Below are 24,511 nucleotides of genomic sequence, written 5' to 3'. Positions count from 1 at the left end.
GCGGGAAGGAGGGCGTCGATGGCCTCGGCCCGGCCCACCCGCCGCCCGCCTCGCCGGCCGGCGACGGCCGCCGCCCGGAGATCGCGGGCCGGCTGGCAGTTCACCGGCCCGTTCCTGGCCGTCTTCGCGCTGGTCTTCCTCGCGCCGATCGCATACTCGCTGTACCTGAGCGTGTTCCGAACGCGGCTGGTCGGCGGTACCGCGTTCGTCGGCCTGGACAACTACGCCAAGGCGCTGACCGACCCGCAGTTCTGGTCGGCGCTGGGCAGGGTCACGCTGTTCCTGGCCGCGCAGGTCCCGATCATGTTGTTCCTGGCCCTGCTGATCGCGCTGACCATCGACAGTGGACGACTGTACGGGGTGTCGTTCTTTCGGATCTCGGTGTTCCTGCCGTACGCGGTGCCCGCGGTTGTCGCCACGCTCATGTGGGGCTTCATGTACGGCAACCAGTTCGGCCTGATCGCGAATGTCAACGAGGCGCTCGGAACGTCGCTGCCGGATCCGCTCTCACCCGACCTGATCCTCGCGTCGATCGGCAACATCGTCACGTGGGAGTTCGTCGGCTACAACATGCTGATCCTATATTCCGCACTGCGGGTGGTGAACCCCGCGCTGTATGAGGCCGCGGCGATCGACGGGGCCGGACAGCTGAGGATCATCAGAGCGATCAAGTTGCCGGCGCTCCGCGGCCCCCTGCTGATCGCCACGATCTTCTCGATCATCGGCAGCTTCCACCTGTTCAACGAACCGAGCATCCTCCAGACCCTGGCACCGAACTCGATCACCACGTACTTCACGCCGAACCTCTACGCGTACTCGTTGTCCTTCGCCGGTCAGCAGGTCAATTACGCGGCCACGGTCGCGATCGTCATGGGCGTGATCACGATGGTCGTCGCCTACCTGGTCCAGCTCCACGGCATCCGGAAGGCGGTCTGAGCATGGCCCTGGCCTCAGCGGCCACCCGGACAGCCGGACGCCGTCCACCGCGACTGCGGCGACGCGCCACCCGCCGCCGCGGCAGCGTCACGCTGACCGCGCTGACCGGCCTCGTGCTGGTCTACGCGCTGCTGCCGCTGGCCTGGCTGCTGATCAACGCGACCAAGACGCAGGAGGGGCTCTTCGACTCCTTCGGACTGGCCCTCGCCGACGACTTCGCGTTGTTCGACAACATCGCCGACACCGTCTCCTACAACGACGGCATCTTCCTCCGCTGGCTGCTCAACACCCTGCTCTACGTGTGCGTCGGTGCCGGTGGCGCTACCGTGCTGGCCGCGCTTGCCGGTTACGGACTGGCGAAGTACGACTTCCGCGGCCGCAAGGCGATCTTCGCGGTGGTCATCGGCGCGGTGGCGATTCCGGGCACCGCGCTGGCGGTACCGACCTTCCTGATGTTTTCCAGAATGGGCCTGACCAACACCCCGTGGGCGATCATCATCCCGTCGCTGGTCTCCCCGTTCGGCCTCTACCTGATGTGGATTTTCACCGCCGACGCGGTGCCGGACGAGCTGATCGAAGCAGCGCGGGTCGACGGCGCTGGCGAGTTCCGGACCTTTTCTCTATCGGCACGCCGCTGCTGGCCCCCGGGACGGTCACCGTGCTGCTGTTCAACCTGGTCGCCACCTGGAACAACTACTTCCTGCCGTTGATCATGTTGAAGAACCCGGACTGGTACCCGCTCACCATCGGACTCAAGACCTGGAGTCAGCAGGCTGGCACCGCAGGCGGTGAAGCGATCTTCCACCTCGTGATCACCGGTTCGCTGCTGACCATCGTGCCCCTGATCGCGGTGTTCCTGCTGCTCCAGCGGTACTGGCAGTCCGGCCTGGCCGCCGGGAGTGTCAACGAGTAGCACGCTCGACGCCCGACCACTCGCCCGTCAGCGGTCCCACACCCACACGAAGGGAACGATCATGATGGTCCTACCCCGGCGGACGCTCCTGGTGAGCGCGGTCCTCTGCGGCTCGCTCCTGGTAACCGGCTGCGGCTCCGGTGACGACGGCGACTCCGGTGGCCCACCGGCCGCCGTGTCCGACGCCGACATCGAGGCCGCCCTGGAGGCCGGCGGCACCATCACCGTGTGGGCCTGGGAGCCGACCCTCAAGCAGGTTGTCGCCGACTTCCAGGACAGGTACCCGAGGGTCACCGTCAATCTGGTCAACGCCGGCACCGGCAACGACCAGTACACGGCGCTTCAGAACGCCGTCACGGCGCGCTCCGGCGTGCCCGACATCGCCCAGGTCGAGTACTACGCGCTGCCGCAGTTCGTGCTCGCCAAGTCGCTGACCAACCTGAGCGGATACGGCGCCGACAAGCTCGAAGCGACCTTCACCCCCGGCCCGTGGAACGCCGTGCGGTCCGGCGACGGCGTCTACGGTCTGCCGATGGACTCCGGCCCGATGGCACTGTTCTACAACAAGGAGGTTTTCGACAAGCACGGGTTGACGGTCCCCACGACCTGGGACGAGTACGTCGCCGAAGCCGAGAAGCTGCGGCGGGCCGACCCGGATGCGTACATCACCAGCGACACCGGGGACGCCGGCTTCACCACCAGCATGATCTGGCAGGCCGGGGGCAGACCGTACCGCGTCGACGGCACCACGGTCGGCATCAATTTCGCCGACCCCGGAACCCAGCGGTTCACCGCCACCTGGCAACGACTCATCGACGGCAGGCTGCTCGCGCCGATCACGAGCTGGAGTGACGCCTGGTACAAGGGCCTGGGCGACGGCACCATCGCCACGCTGGTCATCGGCGCCTGGATGCCCGCGAACCTGGAGTCGGGTGTGCAGTCCGCCCACGGCAAGTGGCGCGTCGCCCCCATGCCGCAGTGGGACGCGGACGGTTCGGTCACCGCCGAGAACGGCGGCAGCTCACTGGCGATCCCCGACCAGGGCACCAACAAGGCACTCGCCTATGCCTTCCTCAGGTACGCCACCGTCGCCGAGGGTGCGCAGACCCGGACCGACCACGGGGCCTTCCCCGCCACCACCGGACAGCTGAACTCGCCGCATTTCCTCGACAAGGAATTCCCCTACTTCGGTGGCCAGCAGGTCAACCAGATCCTCGCCGAGTCCGCGAAACAGGTCGCCCCCGGCTGGTCCTACCTGCCGTTCCAGGTCTACGCCAACAGCGTCTTCGGCGACACCGCCGGCAAGGCGTACCTCGGCGCCACCACCCTCCAGGACGGACTTGTCGCCTGGCAGGACGTCTCGGTGACGTACGGCAAGGAACAGGGCTTCACTCTCCGGTGACCCATCGCGCCGTCCGGGCGACCGCCCGGCCGTGGCCGGGCGGTCGCCCGCTTCAGGTAGAGATCGCCATCGTCGTTGGGAGCTCGTCGTGGGAGAACACCGTGATCATCGATGGCTACGCTGGCCCTCGGAGCCCGACCGGGTCCGCCTGGGGTACGGCGCCGACTACAACCCGGAGCAGTGGCCGCGCCACGTGTGGCGTGAGGACGCGCGAGCGATGCGGACCGCCGGGGTGAACATCGTCTCGCTGGCGATCTTCTCCTGGGCCCGACTGCAGCCCGTCGAGAACGAGTGGGACTTCGCCTGGCTCGACGAGGTCATGGACCTGATGCACGAGAACGGCATAGCGGTGGACCTCGCCACCGCCACCGCCTCCCCACCGCCGTGGCTCACCACCAGGCATCCGGAGATCCTGCCGGTCGATCGCGACGGCCGCCGGCTCTGGCCCGGCGGCCGGCAGCACTGGCGACCGACCTCGCCCATCTTCCGGCGTCATGCGCTACGTCTGACGCGCGAGCTCGCGAAGCGCTACGGTCCGCATCCAGCGCTGACCGCGTGGCACGTCTCGAACGAACTGGGATGCCACAACGTCCACGACTACTCCGACGACGCCGCCTCCGCCTTCCGCACCTGGCTGCGCGCCCGCTACGGCACCCTGGAGGCGCTGAACAAGGCGTGGGCCACGGCGTTCTGGTCACAGCACTACAGCGACTGGGAGCAGATTCTGCCGCCCCGGCTGGCCGCCACCTACCCGAATCCCACCCAGCAACTGGACTTCCGACGTTTCTCCTCCGACGCCCTCAAGGACCATCTGCGCGCCGAACGTGACCTGCTGTTCCAGCTGACCCCGGACATTCCGGTGACCACCAACTTCATGGTGACCGGAGAGAGCAACGGGATCAACTATGCCGACTGGGCCTCGGAGGTCGACTTCATCGCCAACGACCACTACCTCGCCCCCGGCCCCCAGGCGTACGACGAGCTGTCGTTCTCCGCCAACCTCACCGCCAACCTCGCCGGTGGACGGCCCTGGTTCCTGATGGAGCACTCCACCAGCGCCGTCAACTGGCGACCGGTGAACCTTGCCAAACGGCCCGGCCAGATGATCCGCGACTCCCTGACGCACGTCGCCCACGGCGCGGACGCGGTCTGCTTCTTTCAATGGCGGCAGTCGGCGGCCGGTGCCGAGAAGTACCACTCCGCAATGGTGCCGCACGCCGGTGAGGACAGCGACGTGTTCCGGGGCGTCACCGACCTCGGCGCCGCCCTGCACACCCTGGCACCGGTGGCCGGCGCGACGCGAAGCCGGGCAAGGGCCGCCATCGTCTTCGACTGGGAGTCCTGGTGGGTCGCCGAGCTCGACTCCAGCCCCACCGACCGACTCCGCTACCGGCAGGAGGCGCTGGACTGGTACACGGCCTTCCTCGACCTCGGCCTCCGGGCCGATGTCGTGCCCCTGAGTGCTCCGCTGGAGGAGTACGACCTGCTCGTCGCCCCCATTCTGCACGTCGTCCCGAGGTCCCTGGCCGACCGGCTCCGGGCCTACGTCGCCGCGGGTGGGCATCTGGTCACCACCTACTTCTCCGGCACCGTGGACGAGCACAACCACGTCTGGCTCGGCGGCTACCCCGGTGCCGTCCGAGACGTGCTCGGGATCCGTGTCCAGGAGTTTGCCCCGCTCGCCGACGACCATGGCGTCACGCTCGACAACGGCACCACCGGCATGCTGTGGACCGAGCGGATCGACCTCACCGACCCCGAGACCGAGGTGCTGGCCCGCTACACGGCCGGGAACCTGGCCGGCCACCCGGCCGTCACCCGTCGGGCCGCAGGCGACGGCTCGGCCGCCTACGTCTCGACCCGGCTCGGGCCGGCGGGCCTGTCGACCGTCCTGGCAGAACTGGCCGCTCTGGCGGGCGTGCACAGTGAACTTCCCGAGCGGTTGCGCGGTCGCGTCGACATGACCGTACGGGGGCGCTACCGGTTCCTGATCGCCAGAACGCCAACGGGACATGTCGCCGGCGGGGAGTTCGACACGGACAGGGCAGTGCCCGGCGGCACGCTCCTGCTGCAGCTGGGCGACGTGACGGTCATGCACCTACCGGCCGAGGATCCCGTTTCGCGACCCTGACACCGGACGATCGGGTGACGTCGGGTCTGGTCCGGACAGCAGCTGGGCGACGTGACGGTCATGCACCTACCGGCCGAGGATCCCGTTTCGCGACCCTGAGAGGGTGTTTGAGAAGTTCTCGTGATGGGTGGCGTGTCGCGCCGTCGGTTAGCGGCCGTTGGTCCATAGTGGCTCGATGTCGCGTCAGCGTCGCTACCCCTCGGACCTGACCGACGCCCAATGGGCGCTGGTCGAGCCGCTGCTGCCACCACCGAGAACCGGTGGCCGGCCGGAGAAACATCCACGCCGCGACGTGGTGAACGCGATCCTGTACGTGGTGCGGACCGGCTGCTCGTGGCGGCAACTGCCGGTCGACTTCCCGCCGTGGCAGACGGTGTACTGGTACTTCACCCGCTGGGAGGAAGACGATGTCACCGAGCGGATCCTCGTCGCGCTGCGCCGAAGGGTCCGCGCCGCCCAAGGCCGCGCCGCCGAACCCACGGCAGGCATCATCGACTCCCAGAGCGTCAAAGGCGCCGACACCGTCGGCCGGGACACCCGTGGCTACGACGCGGGCAAGAAGGTCAACGGCCGCAAACGGTTCATCGTCACCGACACCCTGGGTCTGCTCCTAGTCGTGTGCGTGATGGCCGCGAGCGTGCAGGACCGCGACGGAGCGAAGACGACTCTGCTGTCGGCGTACCTGTTCACCCCGGTCCGGTTCGTCTACGCCGACGCCGGCTTCGCCGGAACCCTGGTCGACTGGTGCCAACGCATCCTGCGCACCACCCTGGAAATCGTACGCAAGGCCCCAGGCCAGAAAGGATTCGCCGTAATCGCCCGCCGATGGGTCGTCGAGCGCAGCCTTGCCTGGCTGACCGGCCACCGCAGACTGGCCCGCGACTACGAACGCCACCCCGCCACCTCCGAAGCCATGATCCGCTGGGCCGCCATCAACGGCATGCTCCGCCGCCTCACCCGCGGCCGACCCGCACGCCGTCAACGAGCCTGGACCCTCGACAACCTCAAAGCCTGACCCTTCTCAAACACGCTCTGACACCGGACGATCGGGTGACGTCGGGTCTGGTCCGGACACCGGTGTCCGGACCAGACCCTGCTACCGGCCGCCGACCTGTGCCGGCGACGGTCTGCTGCGCGACGTCGGACAGCACGACGGCCGGTTCGGGAGCGGCCCGAGGGCTACACCGGAAGCGCCGTACCGTGCCGGCATCCGGAGCAGCCCACCGCGCTCAACGCGGTCCACGTGTTGAGGTCGGAGCTCGTGGCGGTCCACAGCCCACCGTTGGTGTACCTGTCGACATAGATACGCCACCTGCCGTCGTCCAGTCTGACCAGGGACGGACCCTCGTGACCGGAGGTCCACAACCGTCCCCGGTTGGTCCATCCCTCGAACAGGTTCGCGGTCGTGGTCCAGTGCTCGATGTACTTCGTCGTCTCGTTCTTGACGAACGCGTGCCACACGGTGCCCGACCTCACCACGAAGGTGTCGATGTAGTTGGTGCCCAGACCCCACATCCGGGCGGGGCCGCTCCATGCGGTCAGATCCGTGTTCTGGGCGGTGTAGACGTACGGGCGGAAGCAGTTGGAGCAGGTGGTGGCAGCGACGCTCGCGATGATCCGTACGGTGCCGCCCTCGACGTAGAACTCGGGAGCCCAGGTGAACCTGGTGTTGGCGATCCCGGAGTTGACGCTGGCCACGTGCGTCCAGGACGTGAGGTTGGTGCTGGACGCGATGTTGAAGTAGGTCGAGTTGGTGGTCCAGGACTGGACGGTGTACGCGATGTAGTACCTGCCGTTGTGCCGGATGATGCTCGGGTCGCGGAGCACGCCGGTGGGGCCTCGGAAGTTGGTGTCCGACAGCACGCTGTAGCTCGTGCCGCCATTCGTCGACCGGTAGACCCACAGCTCCTGGTCTGCTGCGCCGTCACCCTTGAACGTGGTGTAGACCAGAGTCGTGGCGGCCGAGGCCGGCTGTGGTGCGACGACGGCACCGGCGAGGACGGCGCACACGCTGACCAGTGCGGCCAGCCAGCGCAGCAGTCTGCTCGATGGGTTTCTCGACGTTGTCATGCTGCCTCCGTTGGCTCTGCTGACGCCTCGGCTGTTCGGGAGCCGTGCGTTGGTCACCGCGCTCACGCCTCCGTACGGGACCATTGCTGGTTGGTTCCGTTGCCACAGGTGTACTGCTGGATGTCGGCGCCGTCGCCGGTGCCGGCGTTGACGACGTCCAGGCACTTGCCGCTGTGGCGGGCGCGGAGCTGGTGGTAGCTGCCGATCGCCGTCCACTGCCACTGCTGGTTGGTGCCTGTGCCGCAGGTGTACTGGATGATGTTGGCACCGTCGGCGGTGGAGCCGGAGGCGACGTCGAGGCACTTGCCGCTGTTCTGGTTGACGAGGCGGAAGTAACCACCACCGGCGTCCTGGAACTCCCAGCGCTGGTTCCCGCCACCATTCCAGCCGTACTGCTTGACCTCGGCGTTGTTGGCCGTGGAGTTGCTCACCACGTCCATCACCCGGCCACTGTTGCGGTTCGTCACCCGGTGGTACGTCGGGGAGTTCGCCGTGATGGTGCCGGTAGCTGTGTCGATGGTGATCGACGGAGCCCAGCTCAGGCTCATGCTGGTGCTGGACGGGAAGGTGATCGGCAGCCAGACGTACTGGGAGTCGTTGACCGGGCCGCCCCAGGCACCGGCCCAGCGGTCGCCCAGGTACAGATAGCTCGTGGTGGTCGTGCCCTGGATGGGCAGCACGAACGCCGGCTGGGAGCGGAAGGTGGTGGAATCACCCACGTTGGTCCAGCCGGTCCACGGACCGGAGATACTCGACGCGGTCGCGTACCTGGCCTGGTTCGGGCTCCAGCCGGTCGCACCCGAGGTCAGCATGAAATAGGTACTCCCCCGCTTGAACAGGGCGGGAGCCTCACGGTGGGCGTCGTTCCAGAAGTTGCCGACGAGGCTGGCGACGTTGAGGTAGTCCGAGGTGAGCCGGTAGATGTGCAGGTCGTAGTTCTCGTCGGCAGCCGAGATCATGTAGCCGGTGCCGCCGTCGTTGTAGAGCGTGATGTCTCGCGACATGTGCCCGAGCGGGCGAAAGCTGCCGTGGTAGGTGTAGTTGCCGTCGACCGTGGCCGACGAGGCCACGGCAGCGCGCGCCTCGCTGTAGTTCGTGCCGTTCTCCTTGTGCATCCACATGACGTAGCGCCCGGTACTGGCGTTGTAGATGACCTTCGGCCGCTCGATGTTGGCGGACTGCAACTCGGCAGCCGAGGACTGGGTGAGGACGTTGTTGCGGAACTCCCAGGTACGCAGGTCGGTGGAGCGGTAGACCGACACTGCCCGGAACGTGTTGTTCGGGTTGCGGTTCTCGCCGAACCAGTAGTAGTAGGAGCCGACCTGGAGTACGCCGCCGCCGTGGGCGTGCAGGGCGTTTCCGCTGGTGTCGGTGAACTGGGTGCCGTTGGTGATGGTGACCGCGACCGCCTGGGCGGGTCGGCCGTCGCCGGCGACCGCCGCTACGACCATTCCGGTTGTCACGGCGAGCGTCATCGCGAGTGACAGCAGCCCTCTGCTCGATCTCACTGCGCTACCCCCTTCTGCGGGCCGGAGTGACCGTCGCAGGACGCGGGCAACGATGCCTCTGGTGACCGTTTCTTGTCCGCCCTGCGGCGATGCCGTCGCCGGCGGCGCGGCACGTCCGGTCCAGCGACGATTCACACGTGGGTAACTTCTTGGTAATCGACGCGGTCCGAGCACGCCATAGATCGCACCAAATCATTCACGAACATACATAGACGAACGTCACCAGGGTCGCCGGTCCCACTAACGCATCGGTGAACGCGGCCACGACGAGTCGCGGACGACAAGCTCGGGGGCGAGAAGCACCCGGTACGCCGGGCGGCGTTCGCCGTCGAGCAGGCGCGAGACCATCAGTTCCACCGCGAGCCGGCCGACGTGACTCTTCGGTGGCCGGATCGCCGTAAGCGCCGGATCGGCGAGGTGGGCAAGCTCGTCGTCGTAGGAGACGATCGCCAGGTCTTCGGGAATCGCGAGGCCGTGCTCGGCGCAGACCTGCGCGACCGCTATCGCGTGCGAGTCGCTGTGGATGATCAGTGCGGTGATCTCGGCGTGCCGGCACCGCCGGACAAGGCGGCCGATGGTGTCCCGGTCGTCGCTCGTACCGAGCGTCACCCGCTCGCGCAGCACGAGCAGGTCGGACACGGCGGGATCGGCCGTCGCCGCCTGCCAGGCCCTCAGCAGGTGGGCGGAGGTCGGGCTGCCACGAGACACGACGAGGCCCACCCGGCGGTGTCCCTGTTGCCGAAGATGGTGGATGGCTATCTCCAGACCGAGTGCGTGGTCGCTGCGCACCCACTCGATCTGCCGGGTGAGGGGCGTCCATCGCCGGGGCTGGCGCTCGACGAGAATCGTCGGCACCTGTAGGTGCCCGATCCAGTCGAGCATGTCCTCCGCGCGGTCGTCGTCGAGGCTGGGGGCGAGGAGCAGACCCTGGACCTGTTGGCCGGCGATCAGCAGGCCGATCTGGCGCCGGTCCTCGTCCGGGTCGTAGCTGGAACCGCGCAGCTGGATGCTGACGCCGAGGGCAGCCGCGGCGGCTCGTGCCCCGCCCACGATCGACGGCCAGTAGAAGTCCAGCGACGGTACGACCATGCCGACGGTGAACCGCATCGGAGCGCGTCGCGGCTGCTTGTCAGCGCCGCCACGCAGCGGCAGGGTCGCACCACCGTGGACCTTGGAAACCAGTCCTCGTTGAGCCAGGGCGGCGATGTCACGGCGAATGGTCAGTTCGCTCACGCCGAACTCGCGGGCGAGATCGCGAACCCGCACGGCTCCGTTCCCGCGAAGTGCGGCGAGCAGTCGCTCCTGCCGCTGCGTACCGAACAGCCGCCCTTCCATCATGCCCGCCTCACCTGAGGCCGCCAGACGATCGCCGGCAGCGGTCGGGCGGCCTCGACGAATGTCGCGGCCCCCGAAAGCGGGTTCCGCTGATGTCCACGTCCCGTCCGTTCACGTCGTCCGGCGGCTACGCCGTGCGCCCGAGAGGGTCGCCAGGGTGTTTCTAGCGGGCGAGCCAGCCGCCGTCCACCGGTACGACGGCACCGTGCACGTAGCGGGCGGCGTCGGAGGCGAGGAAGACGACAGTGCCCGCCAGGTCGTCCGCTGCCCCCCAGCGGCCGGCGGGAATCCGTTCCCGGATGGCGCGTTCCCGGTCGGGATCCTCGCGTAGTGGCGCGGTGTTGTCGGTGGCGATGTAGCCGGGCGCGATCGCGTTGACATTTACCCCGCCGGGAGCCCACTCGTTTGCCAGTGCCCTGGTCAGGCCCACCACGGCGTGCTTCGCCGCGGTGTAGGAAGGGACCCGGATGCCGCCCTGGTAGGACAGCATCGAGGCGATGTTTATGATCTTCCCGTGGCCGTGGTCCAGCATCACCCGCCCGGCCGCCTGACTGAGGTGAAACACCGCGTTGAGGTTGACCCGCAGCACGGCGTCCCAGTCCTCGGCCGGGTACGCGGCGGCGGCCGCGCGGCGGATGATCCCGGCGTTGTTCACCAGGATGTGCAGGCCACCAAGTCCGGTGACCACCGCGCGCACGGCGTCGGCGAGTTCGTCCGGTCCGGCGGCGGCTAGATCGCCGGGCACCACCAGGGCGCGCCGGCCCGTCGCTTCGACGTCGGCAACCGTCTCGGTAGGGTGAGTGCGGCCCAGCAGGGCGATGTCGGCACCGGCCTGGGCCAGGGCGATCGCGATCGCCCGGCCGATGCCCCGGTTGCCGCCGGTGACCAGGGCGACCCGTCCGTCCAGCCGGAATCTGTCCAGAATCACGGCTACAGGCCCACGCTGCGCAAGGTGGGCACGGTACCGCCGACCCAGGCGAGGTCGGTGTCCTCCCGGGCACCCTGGGTGCGCTGGGAACCGGCAAGGAACCACAGGTAATAGGTGGTGTACCCGGGTGCGCTCACCACCGTGTGATAGCCCTCCGGCATCATGTGCATGCCGTGGTCACGGACGGTGAAGTTCTCCTCGTACCCGTCGTCGGTGTACATCCGGCAGATGCCGAACCCATCAGACGGGTTGACTCGGAAGTAGTACATCTCCTCGTGGGCGGCCTCCGACGGCAGGTCGTCGACCTTGTGCCGGTGCGGCGGATAGGTGCTCCAGTTGCCGGAGGGCGTGTACGTCTCCCCCACGATGAGCCGACCGGCCGGCAGATCCGGCTGCGCAATCTCAGTGAGGATCTGGTGATACGTCCGGCCGAAGTTGGCAGCACCCCAGCGGCCACTCGCGACCCGATCCGGTTCGATGACGTACGGATCGACGGCCAGGTCGCTCGGCGCGCTCGGGAGTGCGATCTCCACCGCACTGTCCGCCACGATGGCGACGTCGGCGCCGGCGGGAATGAAGACGGAGTGGGGCTTTCCGGAGAACACGTCCGCCCGCCCGCCGACCTGCGCGAAGTGGTGTCCGGCGACGGTGAAGCTCGCGGCTCCGCCGAGGACGACCGCGAGGATCTCCCGATCGCCGGACTCACCGGTCCAGCGCTGGCCCGCCGCCAGCTTCAGCAGCGTGAAGTCCAGCAGCCCGCACGGGTTGAAGGGCAGCTTGTTGTGGCCGTACTCAGCCGGGAGGTAGCAGTGGTAGCGGTAGTCCATCAGTTGGCCTTTCGGTCGGGGTGGGGTTTGCAACGGACGCTGGCGGCAGCTACCAGGGGCTGGTCCAGCCCGGATCGGTCGCGCGAACCAGGGCTTCGAGATAGAAGTAGTCGCCCCACAGGTTGCCCTCGTCGACGCCGATGCCTTTCGGCTTGTCGTACACCCCGTGCAGGATCAGCGCGTTCGAGGCCGGGTGGCGGCTGGCGGCGTAGTGGTCGATCAGCGAGCGGAGGATCCGATCGGCTGCCTCGCGGTAGCTGTCGGCGCGCGCGGTGTCCGTGAGGTTGTCCGCCAGCTCGATCAGACCGCAGACGGCGATGGCCGCCGCCGAACTGTCACGCTCCTCGCCGCTGCCGTCGGTGAACTCCAGATCCCAGTACGGCACCTGGTCGGCGGGCAGTCGGGCCAGGAAGTAGTCGGCGCAGATCTGGGCGGCCACGAGCAGCGACGGATCCCTGGTGTAGCGGTGGTTGAGGCTGAAGCCGTAGATGCCCCAGGCCTGCCCCCGCGCCCAGCAGGAGTCGTCGGCCTGGCCCTGTTCGGTCTCTCCGCGCAGCGGCGCCCCGGTGGCCGGGTCCCAGTAGAAGGTGTGGAATGTCGTGCCGTCCGGGCGCAGGATGTGTCGCCGTAGTTGGCTGCTGTGCCGGTGTGCGGCGGTTGCGTAGCGTTCGTCTCCGCTGGTGTGACTCGCCCAGTACAGCAGCGGCGTGTTCATCAGGCTGTCGATGATGGTGCGCCCACGCTGACGCGGGTCCCGCAGGTCGCCCCAGGCCTGGATGATTCCGGCCGGTTCCAGGACACGGGTCATCAGGTGGTCGGCGGCCGTGAGGGCGGCCTGCCTGGCCGATGTGTCACCAAGGCGTCGTGCCGGAACGACGCAGGCGAGGGTGTAGAGGAATCCCAGATCGTGGGTGTCCAGGTCGATCCGGCTGGCCACCCGGGCGACGAAGCTGTCCACGTGCGACACGCCCGCACGGCGGTAGCGTTCCGCTCCGGTCAGATCGTGTGCCAGCCACAACATGCCCGGCCAGAAGCTCGTGGTCCAACCCACGTTGGCGCCCGCCGGTTGCCCGCCAGCCGGTGCGCGCATCGGGTAGCGGTTGTCGACGGTGGTGTCCGCCGGATACTGGTCGCCGAAGGTGTCGATGTTCGCGTCCAGGGTGCGCAACGCAGCGGACACGGCCGTGGGGATCGTCTCGGCGTCAGGACTGGGACGGGCACTGATAGCCGTCATGGAGGTTGCTCTCCCTCGGGTCTGCGGTCGGATCACCATCGGCCCGACCTGGTTGTCGGACTGTGGTGACGGACGATCGGGCGGTTCGGGGTTCGGTCGGCGGATCGAGTGCCACGCGTAGGCTGAAGCGACTGTTCGCCCAGACCACGTACAGCAGCGGCGCGGCGGCGATACCCAGGGCGATCGCCGGACGCAGCGCGACGAGCTGCGCCAGCAGGGCGAGCACCAGCAACGACGCGACGGTGAGGTACCAGCGACGCACCGCCAGGTAGAGGCAGGCCCGCGCCACCCGGCGCAGCCGCGCGGCGGGCTGTTCCGCGATGGCCACCAGTCCGAGCAGCGTGGTAGCGACGGTGAGGACGGCCAGCATGGCCAGGATCGGCAGCGTGACCGCTCCGGCCCGGTGTCCCCAGAGGGCATACGCGTCCACGCCGAGGACGACCAGGACGGCGGTCGCCGCGGCGGCCCAGAGCGTCGCCGGCCGGGCGGTGGCCCGCCAGGCACGGCCGAAGATGCGCAGCGGGCCTTCGGCCCGACCGGCCGAGTAGGCGGACATCACCGCGAAGATCCCGCAGAGCCCCGGTGCACACAGCGGAGCCGCCAACGCGTACAGCGGCCAGGCCCGGGTGCTGTCGGTGGTGACCGCGAGCAGCACCAGCGGCAGGCCGCCGGCCACCAGCAGCAGGTTGGTGACCAGTGCGGTGTACACCCCGTCGAAGATGGCCTGGATGGTGTCGTGTCGCATCGATCAACCCTTCAGACCGGTGGTGGCGATGCCTTCGACGAAGTGCCGCTGCCCGAGCAGGAAGATGACCGCCACCGGCAGCACAGACAGCACGGAACCCGTCATGATGAGCGCGAACTCGGCGTTGTACTGGGTGATGAACGTGCGCAGCCCCAGCTGGATGGTGCGCAGCTCAGGGCTGCGCAGGTAGATCAGCGGACCGAGATAGTCGTTCCAGGTCGTGACGAACGTGAGTAGCGTCAGACTCGCCAGCGCCGGGCGGGACAGCGGCAGCATGATCCGCCGGTAGATGCCGAACTCGGAGAGACCGTCCACCCGTGCCGACTCGCTGAGTTCCTCGGGGACCGTCTCGTAGAACTGCTTCATCAGGAACACACCGAAGGCGCCGAACGCCTGGAGTGCCACGATCGCCCACAACGTGTTGGACAGCTGCAGCTTGGACATGAGGATGAACTGCGGGATCATGTACGACTGCCACGGCACGGCGATGGTCCCGATGTAGGCCAGGAACAGCAGGTTGCGCCCCGGGAAGCGGATCCGGGCGAAGCCGTACGCGGCGAAGCTGCCGGTGAACACCTGGAGCAGGGTGACGATGACCGACAGCAGCAGGGTGTTCTTCAGCCACGTCGTCATGTCTGACCGTTGCCAGATGTCGACGTAGTTTCGCCATATCAGCGTGTCCGGGATCCATTTGATCGGGATGGTGAACACTTCGCTGTTGGTCTTCAGCGACGACATCACCATCCAGTAGAACGGCAGCAGCAGCGCGACCACCGCGAGGACGAGACCGAGGTATCCCACCACCCGCCAACCGCGGGAGGGGACGCGGCGACCGGGTGCGGAGTTGACCGGCCCGGTACTGGAGAGGGGTACGGGGGTTGTGGTGAACCGGGTCGCGGTCATCAGCTCTCCCGCCGGTTGTTGATCCAGAACTGGATGGCCGTGACCCCGAAGCAGATCGCGAACAACACAATGGACACCGCCGAGGCGTAGCCGAACTGGTTTTCGACGAAGCCCTTCTGGTAGATGTACTGCGACAGCACCAGCGTGGACTGGCCGGGACCGCCCTCGGTCATCACGAGGATGAGGTCGAACACCTTGAAGCTGCCGATGGTCAGCATCACGACGACGAAGAACGTCGTGTGCCTCAGCCCCGGGATCGTGACGTGCCGGAACCGTTGCCAGGCGGTCGCGCCGTCGATCTTGGCGGCCTCGTACAACTGGGCGGGGATGGTCTGCAGGCCGGCCAGGAACAGCAGCATGTAGTAGCCCATCTCCCGCCAGGTCCCGACGATGATGACCGCCGGCATCGACCAGTCCGCGGATGTCGTCCAGCCGGGCGGGCTGCCGACTCCGATGGCCCGCAGGAACGCGTTGACCGGCCCGTACTCCGGGCTGAACAACTGGTTCCACACCACCGCGATCGCCACGATCGAGGTGATGTAGGGAAAGAACGCGACGGTCCGGAAGAAGCCCACACCCCGTAGCCTGCGGTTGAGCAGCAGCGCCAGGCCGAGGGCCGCAGCCATGGTCAGCGGGATGTGCAGGACCGAGTAGTAGAGGGTGTTCTGCAACGCCGTCCAGAAACTCGAGTCCCCCCACATCCGCCGGAAGTTCGCGCTGCCGGTCCACTCGGCCGCCCCGAACACGTTCCAGTCGGTGAAGGCCAGGTAGAACAGCGCCACCACCGGCACCAACGTGAGCAGGGCGAAGCCGACGAAGTTCGGCAGGATGAACGACCAACCGGCGACGGTGTTGCGCCATACCAGGCGGCTGCGTCTGGGGCGCGGCCGTGTCAGTGTTGCTGCCATCAGGGACTCTCCGGGGAAGGCGTTTTCGGGTCAGGTGGCGGGCCCGACGCCGGTTCGCGTCGTACGCCGGACCCGCCGATCGCGCTCAACGGCGACCTGTCGCCGGACCTTTCTCAACAGGCACCGCGCGCCGGCCGTGACCGACCGCCGGTGGGTGGACGGAGGAGGTCACTGGTTGAGGACCTCGTTCTTGGCGCGGGTCTGCGCCTCCGTGATGGCCTCGTCCAGGCCCTTGCTGTCGGACATGACCGCCGAGTGCAGGTCGTTGAGCACGTTCTGCGTGCCGGCCGTGTGCTTCGAAACCGGGTTCTCCGGACGAATCTCGTGCGTGCCGTAGGCGAACTTCGACAGGTCGTCGCCGGGCACTCCGTCGAGGGCGAACAGCGTCTCGGTGATCGGGTCGGAGGACTGGGCGGGAGTGATGCCGATGCCCGCCAGCGCCTTGCCGGCATCCTCACTGGCCACGTACGCGAGGAATGCCTGAGCCGCGGCGATCTTCGACTTGCTGATCTTCGGGTTGATTCCCATGCCCGTCGGATCGCCGAAGGTCACCGGTGTGGCGGAGGTGCCGGCGGTGGACTGGTCGTACTGCGGCGCGGGGGCGAGGCCCCATTCGAACGTGTCGGATTCGCCATTCTTGCGCTGGTTGAGCAGGGTGGCCACGTACCAGGTGCCCATGAGCAGCATCGCCGACTGCTGCTTGCCGAACTGCGCCTGGTACGTGAGTTTGTTGGTGTTCGCGGTGCCGAAGGTCGGCTGCGCGCCGGCGGCCTGCAGGTCGAGCGACCGCTGGTAGTAGGGCCTGAGGTAGGCGAAGTCGCCGGAGAGCAGATCGGCGCCGGGTGTCTGGGCGAGCGCGAATCCCTGCGTTGTCGACTGCCAGACGTGTTGGTAGGCGCCGGTCGCGCTGGATCCGGCGGCCTTCAGTCCGGCGGTGAGCTGCTTCGCCGCGGCGGCGTACCCGTCCCAGGTCCAGGTCCCGGTCGGATGGGCCACCTTCGCCTTGTCGAACAGTTCCTTGTTGTAGTACAGAACCCACGAGTCCTGCCGGTACGGGACCGCGTAGGTCTTGCCGTCGACCTGGTACGGGGCCAGCGCGGGCAGCGAGCCGAGCGCGGACCCGGCGTCGGACACGTCGAGAAGCTGGCCGCCACTCTGGTAGGTGTAGAAGTTCTTCAGGTTCTTCAACACGTACACGTCCGGCGCGGTGCCGGCGGCGAGATCGGCGATCATCTGGGTGTCGTAGTTCGCGGCGTCGTACTCCTTGAGCTCGACCGTCACGTTGGAGTGCGTCGCCTTGAACCCATCGGCGAGCGTCTGGAACTCCGGCGTTGAGGACAGGCTCCAACCCGCCAGGGTGATCGTCACCGGGGCGTTGGGGTCGACTGGCTCGTCCTCGCCGCCGCAACCCGCCACGACGAGCGTCAGCGCCATCGCGGTGCTGACAACGGCTGGTATCGCGCGTTTCATACCTTCTCCTTGGATCAGGGGCCCTGGGGGTGGGTCCACGCTGGCACCAGGTCGATCAACCGGTTGGCCTGGTCGGTTCCATGTCAAGGCGAATCGTGGTAGTGAGTCCGTCCGGCCAGTCGACCGTCACGTTCGCGTCAGCGGCATCAAGGACTGCCCGACAGGCCGGCCGTGCTGCGCTCGCGTCACCGCCGGACAGCTCGACGAGGCACGCGGTCCAGGTGCCGGTTCGGGCGGGGTACGCGAGCCACGGCACCGTCAGCGCGCCACCCAACGGCCCACCGTCGGGGACCGAGGTGACACCGGGGGAACCGCTGCCGAGGACGCTCTCCAGCCGGCTGGTCAGGCCCCCTCCGGTCACGCTGAGCGCGTCGCCGTGGGCGGTGGCGGCCACCCCGTCCGGTACCGCCCAGCCGCCGACGACCAGCCGCAGACCGGTGGCGTCGACCCTCTCGGCGAGGTCCTCGATGCGGGCCAGGCGCAGCTCCCAGGGGCCGCGGACCAGCGAATAGACGGTGAGGTGACCGGCCGGCCACGATTGGCCAGCGCGCCCGCTTCCATGGTCGCGCTGGCCGGGGTCGGGGTCGACCCAGTGTGCGAGGGTGCACGAGCCCGCCACGCCGATGCCGTCGTCAGCTCGCAGTACCAGCAGCCGCAGGCCGGCGCGGTGGGTGGCGCGACCGGCACCGTCGACCAGGGTGACCGACTGGTCGAGCGGCGTCAGCCAGCCGCACTCGGCGAGCACCGGGCTTGTCGCGGTCGAGTAGCCCAGGCGTGTGTAGAGAGGTGAGTCGCCGACGCTGGCGCCCTCGACCGCGTGGTCGGTGCCGTGGTTGACCACCCGCACGATGCCGTCGGACCGCACGGCCGAGATCAGCCAGCCCGGTGCGCGTACGGCCCGCACGGTGTCGCGCTCCTCGACCGGCAGCGGCTGCTCCGGCGATCGCCACACCGGGTGATCGTCGGGCAGCGCGATACCGAGCAGCCCCTTGCCGGCCCAGTAGGGGGACCCGGGCCCCGAGTAGTGCTGGGCGAGCCGCGGCCACGGTCGATGCCAGCCGATGGTGAGCAGGTCATCCGCGTCGGGAACGCCGTGGGTGACGAAGTGGCGCACGGTCTGCGTGGCGGCCCGACGCAGCTGCCCGAGGCTGACCGACGGCACCCCGGCGATGACGCCGACCCAGAACGGCGCCGCGGCGGCGAACCGGTAGATCAGGCTCCGCCCCTGGATGAGCGGTGCTCCGTCGGCGCCCACCAGAGCGACCGCGTCGCGCAGGAAGCGGTCGAGGTTCGCCCGGTCCCGGTCCCGGCGATCGACAGCGAGGTCACCAGCGCCGGCCATCCTCGCCCACAGCGTCGGATACAGGTGCAACGCCCAGCCGACGTAGTGGTCGTAGGCGCGTTCCGGCCCATCGGACATCCACCCGTCTGGGCGCGCGAAGCTGTCGTGGGTGGCGAGATCCTCGGCCATCTCGTCCAGCGAGTACGGCCCGCCCACCGAGCGCAGGAACGTCTGTACCAGCAGCCGGAACCAGACCCAGTTGATCCTCGGATACGTGTCGTCGCCGACGGCCGGTGCGAGGTACCGCACCACGCGCTCCTGCACGTCGGCCGGCAGCCGGTCCCAGAGCCACGGCCGGGTCAGGTCGAGGATCAGGGCCAGCGAGGCGGCCTCCACTTTCGCCTGTGGGTGCTCGTCCAGCCGGACCCACCGCTCAGCGGAGGTCGGATCGGTGCCGGCGGCGATCCCGGCCGCGTACCAGTCGATGAGATCGTCGACGCCCTCCCCCCGTGCCCCGGCCACCCGGAAACCGGCCAGCAGGAACGTCCGGGCGAAACCCTCAAGCCCATCGACGGCTCGCCCGTACCCGCCGGCCGGGCCGGGAAAGGTGATGAGGGCGTGCCGCGGCGAGGCGTGCGCCCGGGCGGCGGCGAGCAGCCGGTCGGCGAGGGCCAGCCAGTCGCGGCGGCTCCATGTCCCGTCGCTGTGCGGGACCGTCGTGGTGGGGACCACGTCGCTCGGCGTGCCGGACATCATCAGGCAGGTCCTGTCGCATCGGCCCACGTCGGGGGAAGTAGGCGAACGGAAGATGTCGCCAGCTCTGTGTCAGCAGAGCGACAGCTGGGTTTCCGAAGTAAAGCGCTCACAACCGAACAAGTCAATGCCAGTAACAAACTCAGACGGACATGTTCGATCAAGAACGCGCCTAAGCCTATATAGATATTTGCCGTTTTAATCTGCAAAAAGGGCATGGCCTACGAACAGACCAAAGGGACGAATCTCCACTTTTGTGGGCCACAAGCTCCCGGCCTCAGACTCTGATCGATCGAGATCGACCCTGATACGGTCACAATGGTTCATGTCCGCTCTTCCGTTCATCGAGGAACCATGCCCGCCATAGACCGCTTCACCGGTCCGCTCGCCGCCGCCTGGCCGGGTGTCGGAGCCACCCTGCTCGAGCAGGTGCTTGAGCCGGCCGAAAAGTCGCTGCCCGTCCCCCCGGCAGAGGAGCGGGCCGTCTGGGCCGAGTCGCGTTTGGACGTGCCCACCCTGAGGCGGTTGCGGACCCGAGCTGAAGAGGACCTGGGCCGACCCTGGCCTTCGCTGTTGGCTCGTCACTACGCCAGGTACTTCCGCGACGGCGACCGGGACGCCTACGAACAACTGGTCTTCGCCCGGCAACAGCGGTTGAGCCGGGCCAGCGTTCTCGCCGCCGCAACACTCGAACCGGACTGGCTCGACGAGGTGGTCGACGGCGTCGTGTTGCTGTGCGAGCAGAGTTCCTGGTGTTGGCCCGCCCACGACGACACCCGCGCTCGCCACGACGCGGTGCTGCCGACCGTGACCGATCCGGTCCTCGACCTCGGCGCGGGCGAGGTCGCCGCGCAGCTCGCCTGGATCGACCACCTGCTCGGCGGGCCACTCGACAAGCACGCACCCGGCCTACGCCCGCGCATCCGGCACGAGGTCGACCGGCGCGTGCTGACGCCGTTCACTCGCCGCCGCGACTGGCACTGGCTCGGCCTTGACGGCGACGCCCACAACTGGAGTGCGTGGATCCACGCCAACGTCCTCGTCGCCGCGCTGCGCCTGGTCGACGACCCACCGCGCCGAGCGGCGATCGTTGATCTGGTCATTGAGGGCCTGGACCGGTACGTGGCCTCTCTGCCGGTCGACGGTGCCGTCGACGAAGGCTACGGATACTGGTGGCAGGGCGCGTGCCGGGCCCTTGAGGCACTCGACATCCTCGCCCACGCCAGCGGCGGGACGCTCGACGGCGTGCCGGGCGAGGCCCTACGGCACACCGTCGCCTTCCCTCATCGCATGCACCTTGGCGGTGCCTGGTATCTCAATCATGCGGACGCGGTGGCACGGCCGCCGGCCAGCCAAGCCTGGGACGCCCTGTATCGGGGCGCACGACGCGTTGGCGACCAGGATGCGCTGGCACACGCCACCGCCCATCGTGACCGCGACGCGCCCGTGGCCGATGAGGATCAGGGGCTCGGCCGGTTGCTGCGCGCGTTGAGCCACCAGGAATGGATCAACGCCCTCCCCGGCACATCGCCGCTGCCACGCGACGTGTGGCTCCCCTCCACCCAGGTCCTGCTGGCCCGCCGCCGCCACGGCAGTTCGGCCGGTCTGACGCTGGCGATCAAGGGCGGGCACAACGGCGAGCATCACAACCACAACGACGTCGGCGCCATCGTGGTCGCGCTCAACGGCGTACCCGTGCTCGTCGACGCCGGCCGCCCCACCTACACCGCACAAACCTTCGGACCCGACCGCTACGACATCTGGACAATGCAGAGCGCGTGGCACAACGTCCCCCACATCCGAGGTACCGCCCAGGCCCCCGGCCACGACTACCGCGCCCGCGACGTGGCGGCCGTCATCGACGAGACGAGGGCCGAGTTGTCCCTGGACATCGCCGCCGCCTATCCACGCACCGACGTGCACCACTGGCGGCGCAACGCACGGCTGGAGCGCGAAAGCGGGCGGATCGTGGTCACCGACACCTGGGACCTCGCCCCGACCGACTCGGCCGCGCCGACCCACGTCCACCTGCTCGTCGCCGGTGACGTGCGGCTCAGCGCGGGCCGGGCGGAGATCACCGCACGTCACGACGCCGGCCGCCTCACGCTGACCTGGCATCCCGCGTCTGCCCCCGGCACCGCGACTACGCGACCACTTGATGATCCAATGCTCGTCAGCGTGTGGGGACGGACACTCACCCGCCTGGAGATCGACGTCGGCGCGACCACGGCCACCGGCACGTTCATCCTCACCGTCGAAGAGTCCCCAACCCGCGAAGTGTCTTCCTCGGAGGTGCCCGATGCCCAGGAGAGGTGACGCCGTCAGCCCGCCCGAGGCCCAGCGGGGGCCATTGCAGGCCGCCCGTCGCCAACACCTGCTGGAAGCACTGCACCGCGACGGATGGATGCGCATCTCCGACCTGTCCCGGCGGCTCGGTGCCGCGCCGGTCACCATTCGCCGCGACCTGGCACAGTTGGCTGCTGAGGGCCTGGTGCAGCGGGTCCACGGCGGCGTGGCCCTGATCGAACCGGGCGAGCCGCCGGCACCCGAGGAGGAGCCCGCCACCGGGCTGGAATCCCTCAGCGGGCGTACCCTCGGCATGCTCGTGCCCTCCCTCGACTACTACTGGCCTGACGTGGCCCGCGGCGCCGAGGAGGCTGCACGCGAGCTCGACATGCGGGTGGTCCTGCGCGGCTCCTCCTACGACACGGAGGACGACAAGCCGCAGCTGACCCGCCTCGTCGACCGGATGGGCGTCGATGGACTGATCGTCGTCCCCCGTATGGACGCTCCGACCGCCGGACGGACCATCGACTGGCTCGCCCACATCGGCGTTCCGGTCGTACTGCTGGAACGGTCCGCGACGGTCGGTGCGCACCATGCGGTGATGGAGTCGGTGGTGACCGACCACGCCCTGGGCGCGGCCATGGCGGTACGACATCTCACCGCCCTCGGGCATCGCAGGGTCGGCCTCGTGCTCGACGCCAACAGCCCCACCCGGCCACACGTGCGCCGCGGTTGGCTCGATGCGGCGGCCGAGTGCGACATGAACCCTCAGGACGCCCTGGAGGCCGTGATTCCCGACATCCGCTCACCCAACCGCGACGCCCTCCTCGACCAGGTCCTCGACCGCTGTCGGGAGACCGCAACCACCGCGCTGCTGGTGCACGCCGACGCGGAGGCCATCGCGCTGGTGCAGCGCTGCGAGGAACGGCACATCACCGTGCCCGGCGATCTGTCCATCGTCGCTTACGACGACGAGATCGTGGGGCTCTTCAGCCCACCGCTGACGGCGGTCCGCCCCCCGAGACGTTCCATCGGCCGCGCCGCGGTACGCCTCGTCGCCGATCGGCTCGCCGATCCCGACCGGCCCACCCATCGGGTCGTCATCAGCCCCTCCCTCCGGATTCGTGAGTCGACCGCAGCACCGCGGGCATAGCCTTCCCACATTCGTCGGCACCAGGTCCGGCGGCTGAGGTGATGGCCGCGCGTGCCGCCCAGCCAGTTGGCGACGTCCTCCGACGCGGCAGCCGTCACCGGGGCTGCTGGATCGCTGCGACGGCAGTATGTGAGCGATAACGTCGCATGCTCCTTGAGATGTGCCGGTCGCTGCCTATAGCAGAACAGCGGCAGTAGGGCCGCCTCGAATTGTAATGATGTCTTGACATTCTTCGATGTGAACGACAACATTCCTACAGGGCGAAGGTCCTGACACAGTAGACCTTCGTCCTCCGGAGCGCTCTCGAACGCCGATCCGAGGAGTGCGACATGCGCCTGCTCCACCCCGGTCGAAAAGCGGTCGCCCGCGCGATGACGGTCATCCTCGGCATCTCCGTGGTGACGATTGTCGCGACACGGCCCGCCCACGCCGCCGAGATCCCGACCGGGGCACGATCGCTTCAATCGGTGAACATCGCCGACTCCTACCTGCGGCACGCCGACTACCTCGGCGGCATCGCGGCGGTCAGTGCCTCCAGTTCCGCGCAGGCCAAGAGCGACGCGACCGTCACGGTGACCCCCGGGCTGGCCGGCGGCGCCGGCTGCGTGTCATTTCAGGCCGCGAACGGCATGTGGCTGCGGCACCGCGACTACCGGATCCGGCTGGAGGCCAATGCTGGCACCGGCACCTTCCTCGCCGACGCCACCTTCTGCGTCCGCGACGGCTCGGTCAGCGGATCGGTGCGTTTGGAGTCGGCCAACTATCCCGGGCGGTTTCTCCGTCACCGCAACAGAGAGCTCTGGCTCGACCCGCCCACCACGAACCCCTCCACGTTCGCCGCGGACAGTTCCTTCCGCGTCACCACGCCGTGGGTCGCCGGCAGTCGCAGCCCGGTCATCAAGGGCCTCTACGCCGACCCGAACATCGCCCACCTCAACGGTCGCTACTACCTCTATCCCACCACCGACGGCCACAACGGCTGGAGCGGCAGCCGGTTCACGGCTTTCTCCTCCACCGATCTGGTGAACTGGACCCACCACGGCACCATCCTCGACCTCGGCCCCCAGATCAGCTGGGCCGACGACCGGGCCTGGGCGCCGACGATCGCCTACCGCAACAACCGCTACTACTTCTACTTCAGCGCCGCGACCCACATCGGGGTCGCGACATCCAGCAGCCCGGCCGGCCCGTTCACCGACCCGCTCGGCCGCCCCCTGGTCCCCGCCGGCTTCCGCAGCGGCCAGATGATCGACCCGCACGTCTTCACCGACACCGACGGACAGTCCTACCTCTACTGGGGCAACGGCTCGGCATACGCCGTACGACTGAACGCCGACATGGTCTCCTTCGACCCGGGGCAGGTCCGCACCTTCAGCCTGCCCAACTACCGTGAAGCGGCATTCGTGTTCAGGCGCGACAACAGGTACTACCTGACGTACTCGGTAGACGACACCCGCTCCGAGAACTACCACGTCGAGTACGCCACGGGCACGTCACCGTTCGGCCCCTGGACCCACCGCGGGACCATCCTGTCGAAGAACCTGAATCTCGGGATCAAGGGCCCCGGACACCAGTCGGTGGTCCAAGCCCTCGGGAGCGACACCTGGTATATCGCCTACCACCGCTTCGCCATCCCGGCCGGCAACGGAACCAACCGCGAGATCACCATCGACCAACTGCGGTTCAACGTCGACGGCACCATCCAGCCCGTGATCCCCACCCGCTGA

At 68.3% G+C, this 24,511-nt stretch carries 20 protein-coding genes; 9 read left to right on the top strand and 11 right to left on the bottom strand.

Translation table 11 applies throughout. The annotated features are described in order from the left end of the window. The first annotated feature begins 18 nt into the window (after positions 1-18). The 6 genes from O7601_RS18300 (at position 19) to O7601_RS18280 (ending at position 6,397) form a co-directional block, all read left to right on the top strand. Positions 19-936: a sugar ABC transporter permease gene (locus O7601_RS18300; RefSeq protein ID WP_281562318.1), complete on the top strand. Its 918-nt coding sequence runs from the start codon at positions 19-21 to the stop codon at positions 934-936. A gap of 2 nt (positions 937-938) precedes the next feature. Continuing rightward, positions 939-1,646 (top strand): carbohydrate ABC transporter permease, encoded by a 708-nt coding sequence (locus tag O7601_RS18295; protein ID WP_348650205.1) that lies wholly within the window; start codon positions 939-941, stop codon positions 1,644-1,646. Further along, positions 1,595-1,849 carry a hypothetical protein gene (locus O7601_RS29510; RefSeq protein WP_348650204.1) on the top strand — a complete coding sequence of 85 codons (255 nt, stop codon included), beginning with the start codon at positions 1,595-1,597 and terminating at the stop codon, positions 1,847-1,849. Before O7601_RS18295 ends, O7601_RS29510 begins: the two co-directional genes overlap by 52 nt. A gap of 61 nt (positions 1,850-1,910) precedes the next feature. Next, positions 1,911-3,251 carry a sugar ABC transporter substrate-binding protein gene (locus tag O7601_RS18290; protein ID WP_281562317.1) on the top strand — a complete coding sequence of 447 codons (1,341 nt, stop codon included), beginning with the start codon at positions 1,911-1,913 and terminating at the stop codon, positions 3,249-3,251. An 88-nt stretch (positions 3,252-3,339) separates the two neighbouring features. Beyond that, a complete protein-coding gene (locus tag O7601_RS18285; RefSeq protein ID WP_281562316.1) occupies positions 3,340-5,382 on the top strand; it encodes a beta-galactosidase in 2,043 nt (680 codons plus the stop codon). Positions 5,383-5,557: 175 nt separating this feature from the next. Continuing rightward, a complete protein-coding gene (locus O7601_RS18280; protein WP_281562259.1) occupies positions 5,558-6,397 on the top strand; it encodes an IS5 family transposase in 840 nt (279 codons plus the stop codon). 164 nt (positions 6,398-6,561) lie between these two features. Here the strand turns inward: O7601_RS18280 and O7601_RS18275 are convergent, their stop codons facing one another. The 11 genes from O7601_RS18275 to O7601_RS18225 form a co-directional block, all read right to left on the bottom strand. Then, the gene (locus O7601_RS18275; protein ID WP_281562315.1) at positions 6,562-7,452 is read right to left on the bottom strand and encodes a family 43 glycosylhydrolase; all 891 of its coding nucleotides are present in this window, start codon (positions 7,450-7,452) and stop codon (positions 6,562-6,564) included. 62 nt (positions 7,453-7,514) lie between these two features. After that, complete coding sequence (locus O7601_RS18270) at positions 7,515-8,903, bottom strand: RICIN domain-containing protein (RefSeq protein WP_348650266.1); 1,389 nt, start codon at positions 8,901-8,903, stop codon at positions 7,515-7,517. Between the two features lie 297 nt (positions 8,904-9,200). After that, positions 9,201-10,298, bottom strand: a complete 1,098-nt coding sequence (locus O7601_RS18265; RefSeq protein WP_281562313.1) for a substrate-binding domain-containing protein — start codon at positions 10,296-10,298, stop codon at positions 9,201-9,203. 160 nt (positions 10,299-10,458) lie between these two features. Next, positions 10,459-11,223 (bottom strand): 2-dehydro-3-deoxy-D-gluconate 5-dehydrogenase KduD, encoded by a 765-nt coding sequence (gene kduD / locus O7601_RS18260; RefSeq protein WP_281562312.1) that lies wholly within the window; start codon positions 11,221-11,223, stop codon positions 10,459-10,461. A gap of 2 nt (positions 11,224-11,225) precedes the next feature. Further along, a complete protein-coding gene (gene iolB / locus O7601_RS18255; protein ID WP_281562311.1) occupies positions 11,226-12,050 on the bottom strand; it encodes a 5-deoxy-glucuronate isomerase in 825 nt (274 codons plus the stop codon). Positions 12,051-12,099: 49 nt separating this feature from the next. Next, a complete protein-coding gene (locus O7601_RS18250) occupies positions 12,100-13,284 on the bottom strand; it encodes a glycoside hydrolase family 88 protein (protein ID WP_281562310.1) in 1,185 nt (394 codons plus the stop codon). After that, positions 13,253-14,029 carry a hypothetical protein gene (locus O7601_RS18245; protein ID WP_281562309.1) on the bottom strand — a complete coding sequence of 259 codons (777 nt, stop codon included), beginning with the start codon at positions 14,027-14,029 and terminating at the stop codon, positions 13,253-13,255. Before O7601_RS18245 ends, O7601_RS18250 begins: the two co-directional genes overlap by 32 nt. A 3-nt stretch (positions 14,030-14,032) precedes the next feature. Further along, entirely contained in the window at positions 14,033-14,932 is a 900-nt protein-coding gene (locus tag O7601_RS18240) for a carbohydrate ABC transporter permease (protein ID WP_281562308.1), read from the bottom strand. Continuing rightward, on the bottom strand, positions 14,932-15,840 hold the full coding sequence (locus tag O7601_RS18235) for a sugar ABC transporter permease (RefSeq protein WP_281562307.1): 909 nt from the start codon (positions 15,838-15,840) through the stop codon (positions 14,932-14,934). The genes O7601_RS18240 and O7601_RS18235 overlap by 1 nt, the downstream gene beginning before the upstream one ends. Positions 15,841-16,008: 168 nt before the next feature. Further along, the gene (locus tag O7601_RS18230; protein WP_281562306.1) at positions 16,009-17,310 is read right to left on the bottom strand and encodes an extracellular solute-binding protein; all 1,302 of its coding nucleotides are present in this window, start codon (positions 17,308-17,310) and stop codon (positions 16,009-16,011) included. Between the two features lie 55 nt (positions 17,311-17,365). Beyond that, positions 17,366-19,348: a DUF2264 domain-containing protein gene (locus tag O7601_RS18225; protein WP_281562305.1), complete on the bottom strand. Its 1,983-nt coding sequence runs from the start codon at positions 19,346-19,348 to the stop codon at positions 17,366-17,368. Positions 19,349-19,699: 351 nt separating this feature from the next. Here O7601_RS18225 and O7601_RS18220 point away from each other — a divergent pair, with 351 nt between their 5' ends. The 3 genes from O7601_RS18220 (at position 19,700) to O7601_RS18210 (ending at position 24,511) form a co-directional block, all read left to right on the top strand. Continuing rightward, a complete protein-coding gene (locus O7601_RS18220; RefSeq protein WP_281562304.1) occupies positions 19,700-21,661 on the top strand; it encodes a heparinase II/III family protein in 1,962 nt (653 codons plus the stop codon). Beyond that, positions 21,645-22,784: a substrate-binding domain-containing protein gene (locus tag O7601_RS18215; RefSeq protein WP_281562303.1), complete on the top strand. Its 1,140-nt coding sequence runs from the start codon at positions 21,645-21,647 to the stop codon at positions 22,782-22,784. Before O7601_RS18220 ends, O7601_RS18215 begins: the two co-directional genes overlap by 17 nt. A 329-nt stretch (positions 22,785-23,113) precedes the next feature. After that, positions 23,114-24,511 (top strand): family 43 glycosylhydrolase, encoded by a 1,398-nt coding sequence (locus O7601_RS18210; protein WP_281562302.1) that lies wholly within the window; start codon positions 23,114-23,116, stop codon positions 24,509-24,511.

Source organism: Verrucosispora sp. WMMD573, assembly GCF_027497175.1.
In the GTDB taxonomy this organism is placed as follows: domain Bacteria; phylum Actinomycetota; class Actinomycetes; order Mycobacteriales; family Micromonosporaceae; genus Micromonospora.
The sequence above is the reverse complement of the archived record's forward strand: the minus strand, read 5'-3'. Positions and strand labels throughout refer to the sequence as shown.

Coding starts and splice junctions, on each gene's coding strand:
- O7601_RS18245 (WP_281562309.1), bottom strand. CDS start 14,029: ATGCGACACGACACCATCCAGGCCATCTTCGACGGGGTGTACACCGCA.
- O7601_RS18290 (WP_281562317.1), top strand. CDS start 1,911: ATGATGGTCCTACCCCGGCGGACGCTCCTGGTGAGCGCGGTCCTCTGC.
- O7601_RS18295 (WP_348650205.1), top strand. CDS start 939: ATGGCCCTGGCCTCAGCGGCCACCCGGACAGCCGGACGCCGTCCACCG.
- O7601_RS18235 (WP_281562307.1), bottom strand. CDS start 15,840: ATGGCAGCAACACTGACACGGCCGCGCCCCAGACGCAGCCGCCTGGTA.
- O7601_RS18240 (WP_281562308.1), bottom strand. CDS start 14,932: ATGACCGCGACCCGGTTCACCACAACCCCCGTACCCCTCTCCAGTACC.
- O7601_RS18300 (WP_281562318.1), top strand. CDS start 19: ATGGCCTCGGCCCGGCCCACCCGCCGCCCGCCTCGCCGGCCGGCGACG.
- O7601_RS18270 (WP_348650266.1), bottom strand. CDS start 8,903: ATGGTCGTAGCGGCGGTCGCCGGCGACGGCCGACCCGCCCAGGCGGTC.
- O7601_RS18280 (WP_281562259.1), top strand. CDS start 5,558: ATGTCGCGTCAGCGTCGCTACCCCTCGGACCTGACCGACGCCCAATGG.
- O7601_RS18275 (WP_281562315.1), bottom strand. CDS start 7,452: ATGACAACGTCGAGAAACCCATCGAGCAGACTGCTGCGCTGGCTGGCC.
- O7601_RS18250 (WP_281562310.1), bottom strand. CDS start 13,284: ATGACGGCTATCAGTGCCCGTCCCAGTCCTGACGCCGAGACGATCCCC.
- O7601_RS18215 (WP_281562303.1), top strand. CDS start 21,645: ATGCCCAGGAGAGGTGACGCCGTCAGCCCGCCCGAGGCCCAGCGGGGG.
- O7601_RS18225 (WP_281562305.1), bottom strand. CDS start 19,348: ATGATGTCCGGCACGCCGAGCGACGTGGTCCCCACCACGACGGTCCCG.
- O7601_RS18220 (WP_281562304.1), top strand. CDS start 19,700: ATGCCCGCCATAGACCGCTTCACCGGTCCGCTCGCCGCCGCCTGGCCG.
- O7601_RS18230 (WP_281562306.1), bottom strand. CDS start 17,310: ATGAAACGCGCGATACCAGCCGTTGTCAGCACCGCGATGGCGCTGACG.
- iolB (WP_281562311.1), bottom strand. CDS start 12,050: ATGGACTACCGCTACCACTGCTACCTCCCGGCTGAGTACGGCCACAAC.
- O7601_RS18210 (WP_281562302.1), top strand. CDS start 23,114: ATGCGCCTGCTCCACCCCGGTCGAAAAGCGGTCGCCCGCGCGATGACG.
- O7601_RS18265 (WP_281562313.1), bottom strand. CDS start 10,298: ATGATGGAAGGGCGGCTGTTCGGTACGCAGCGGCAGGAGCGACTGCTC.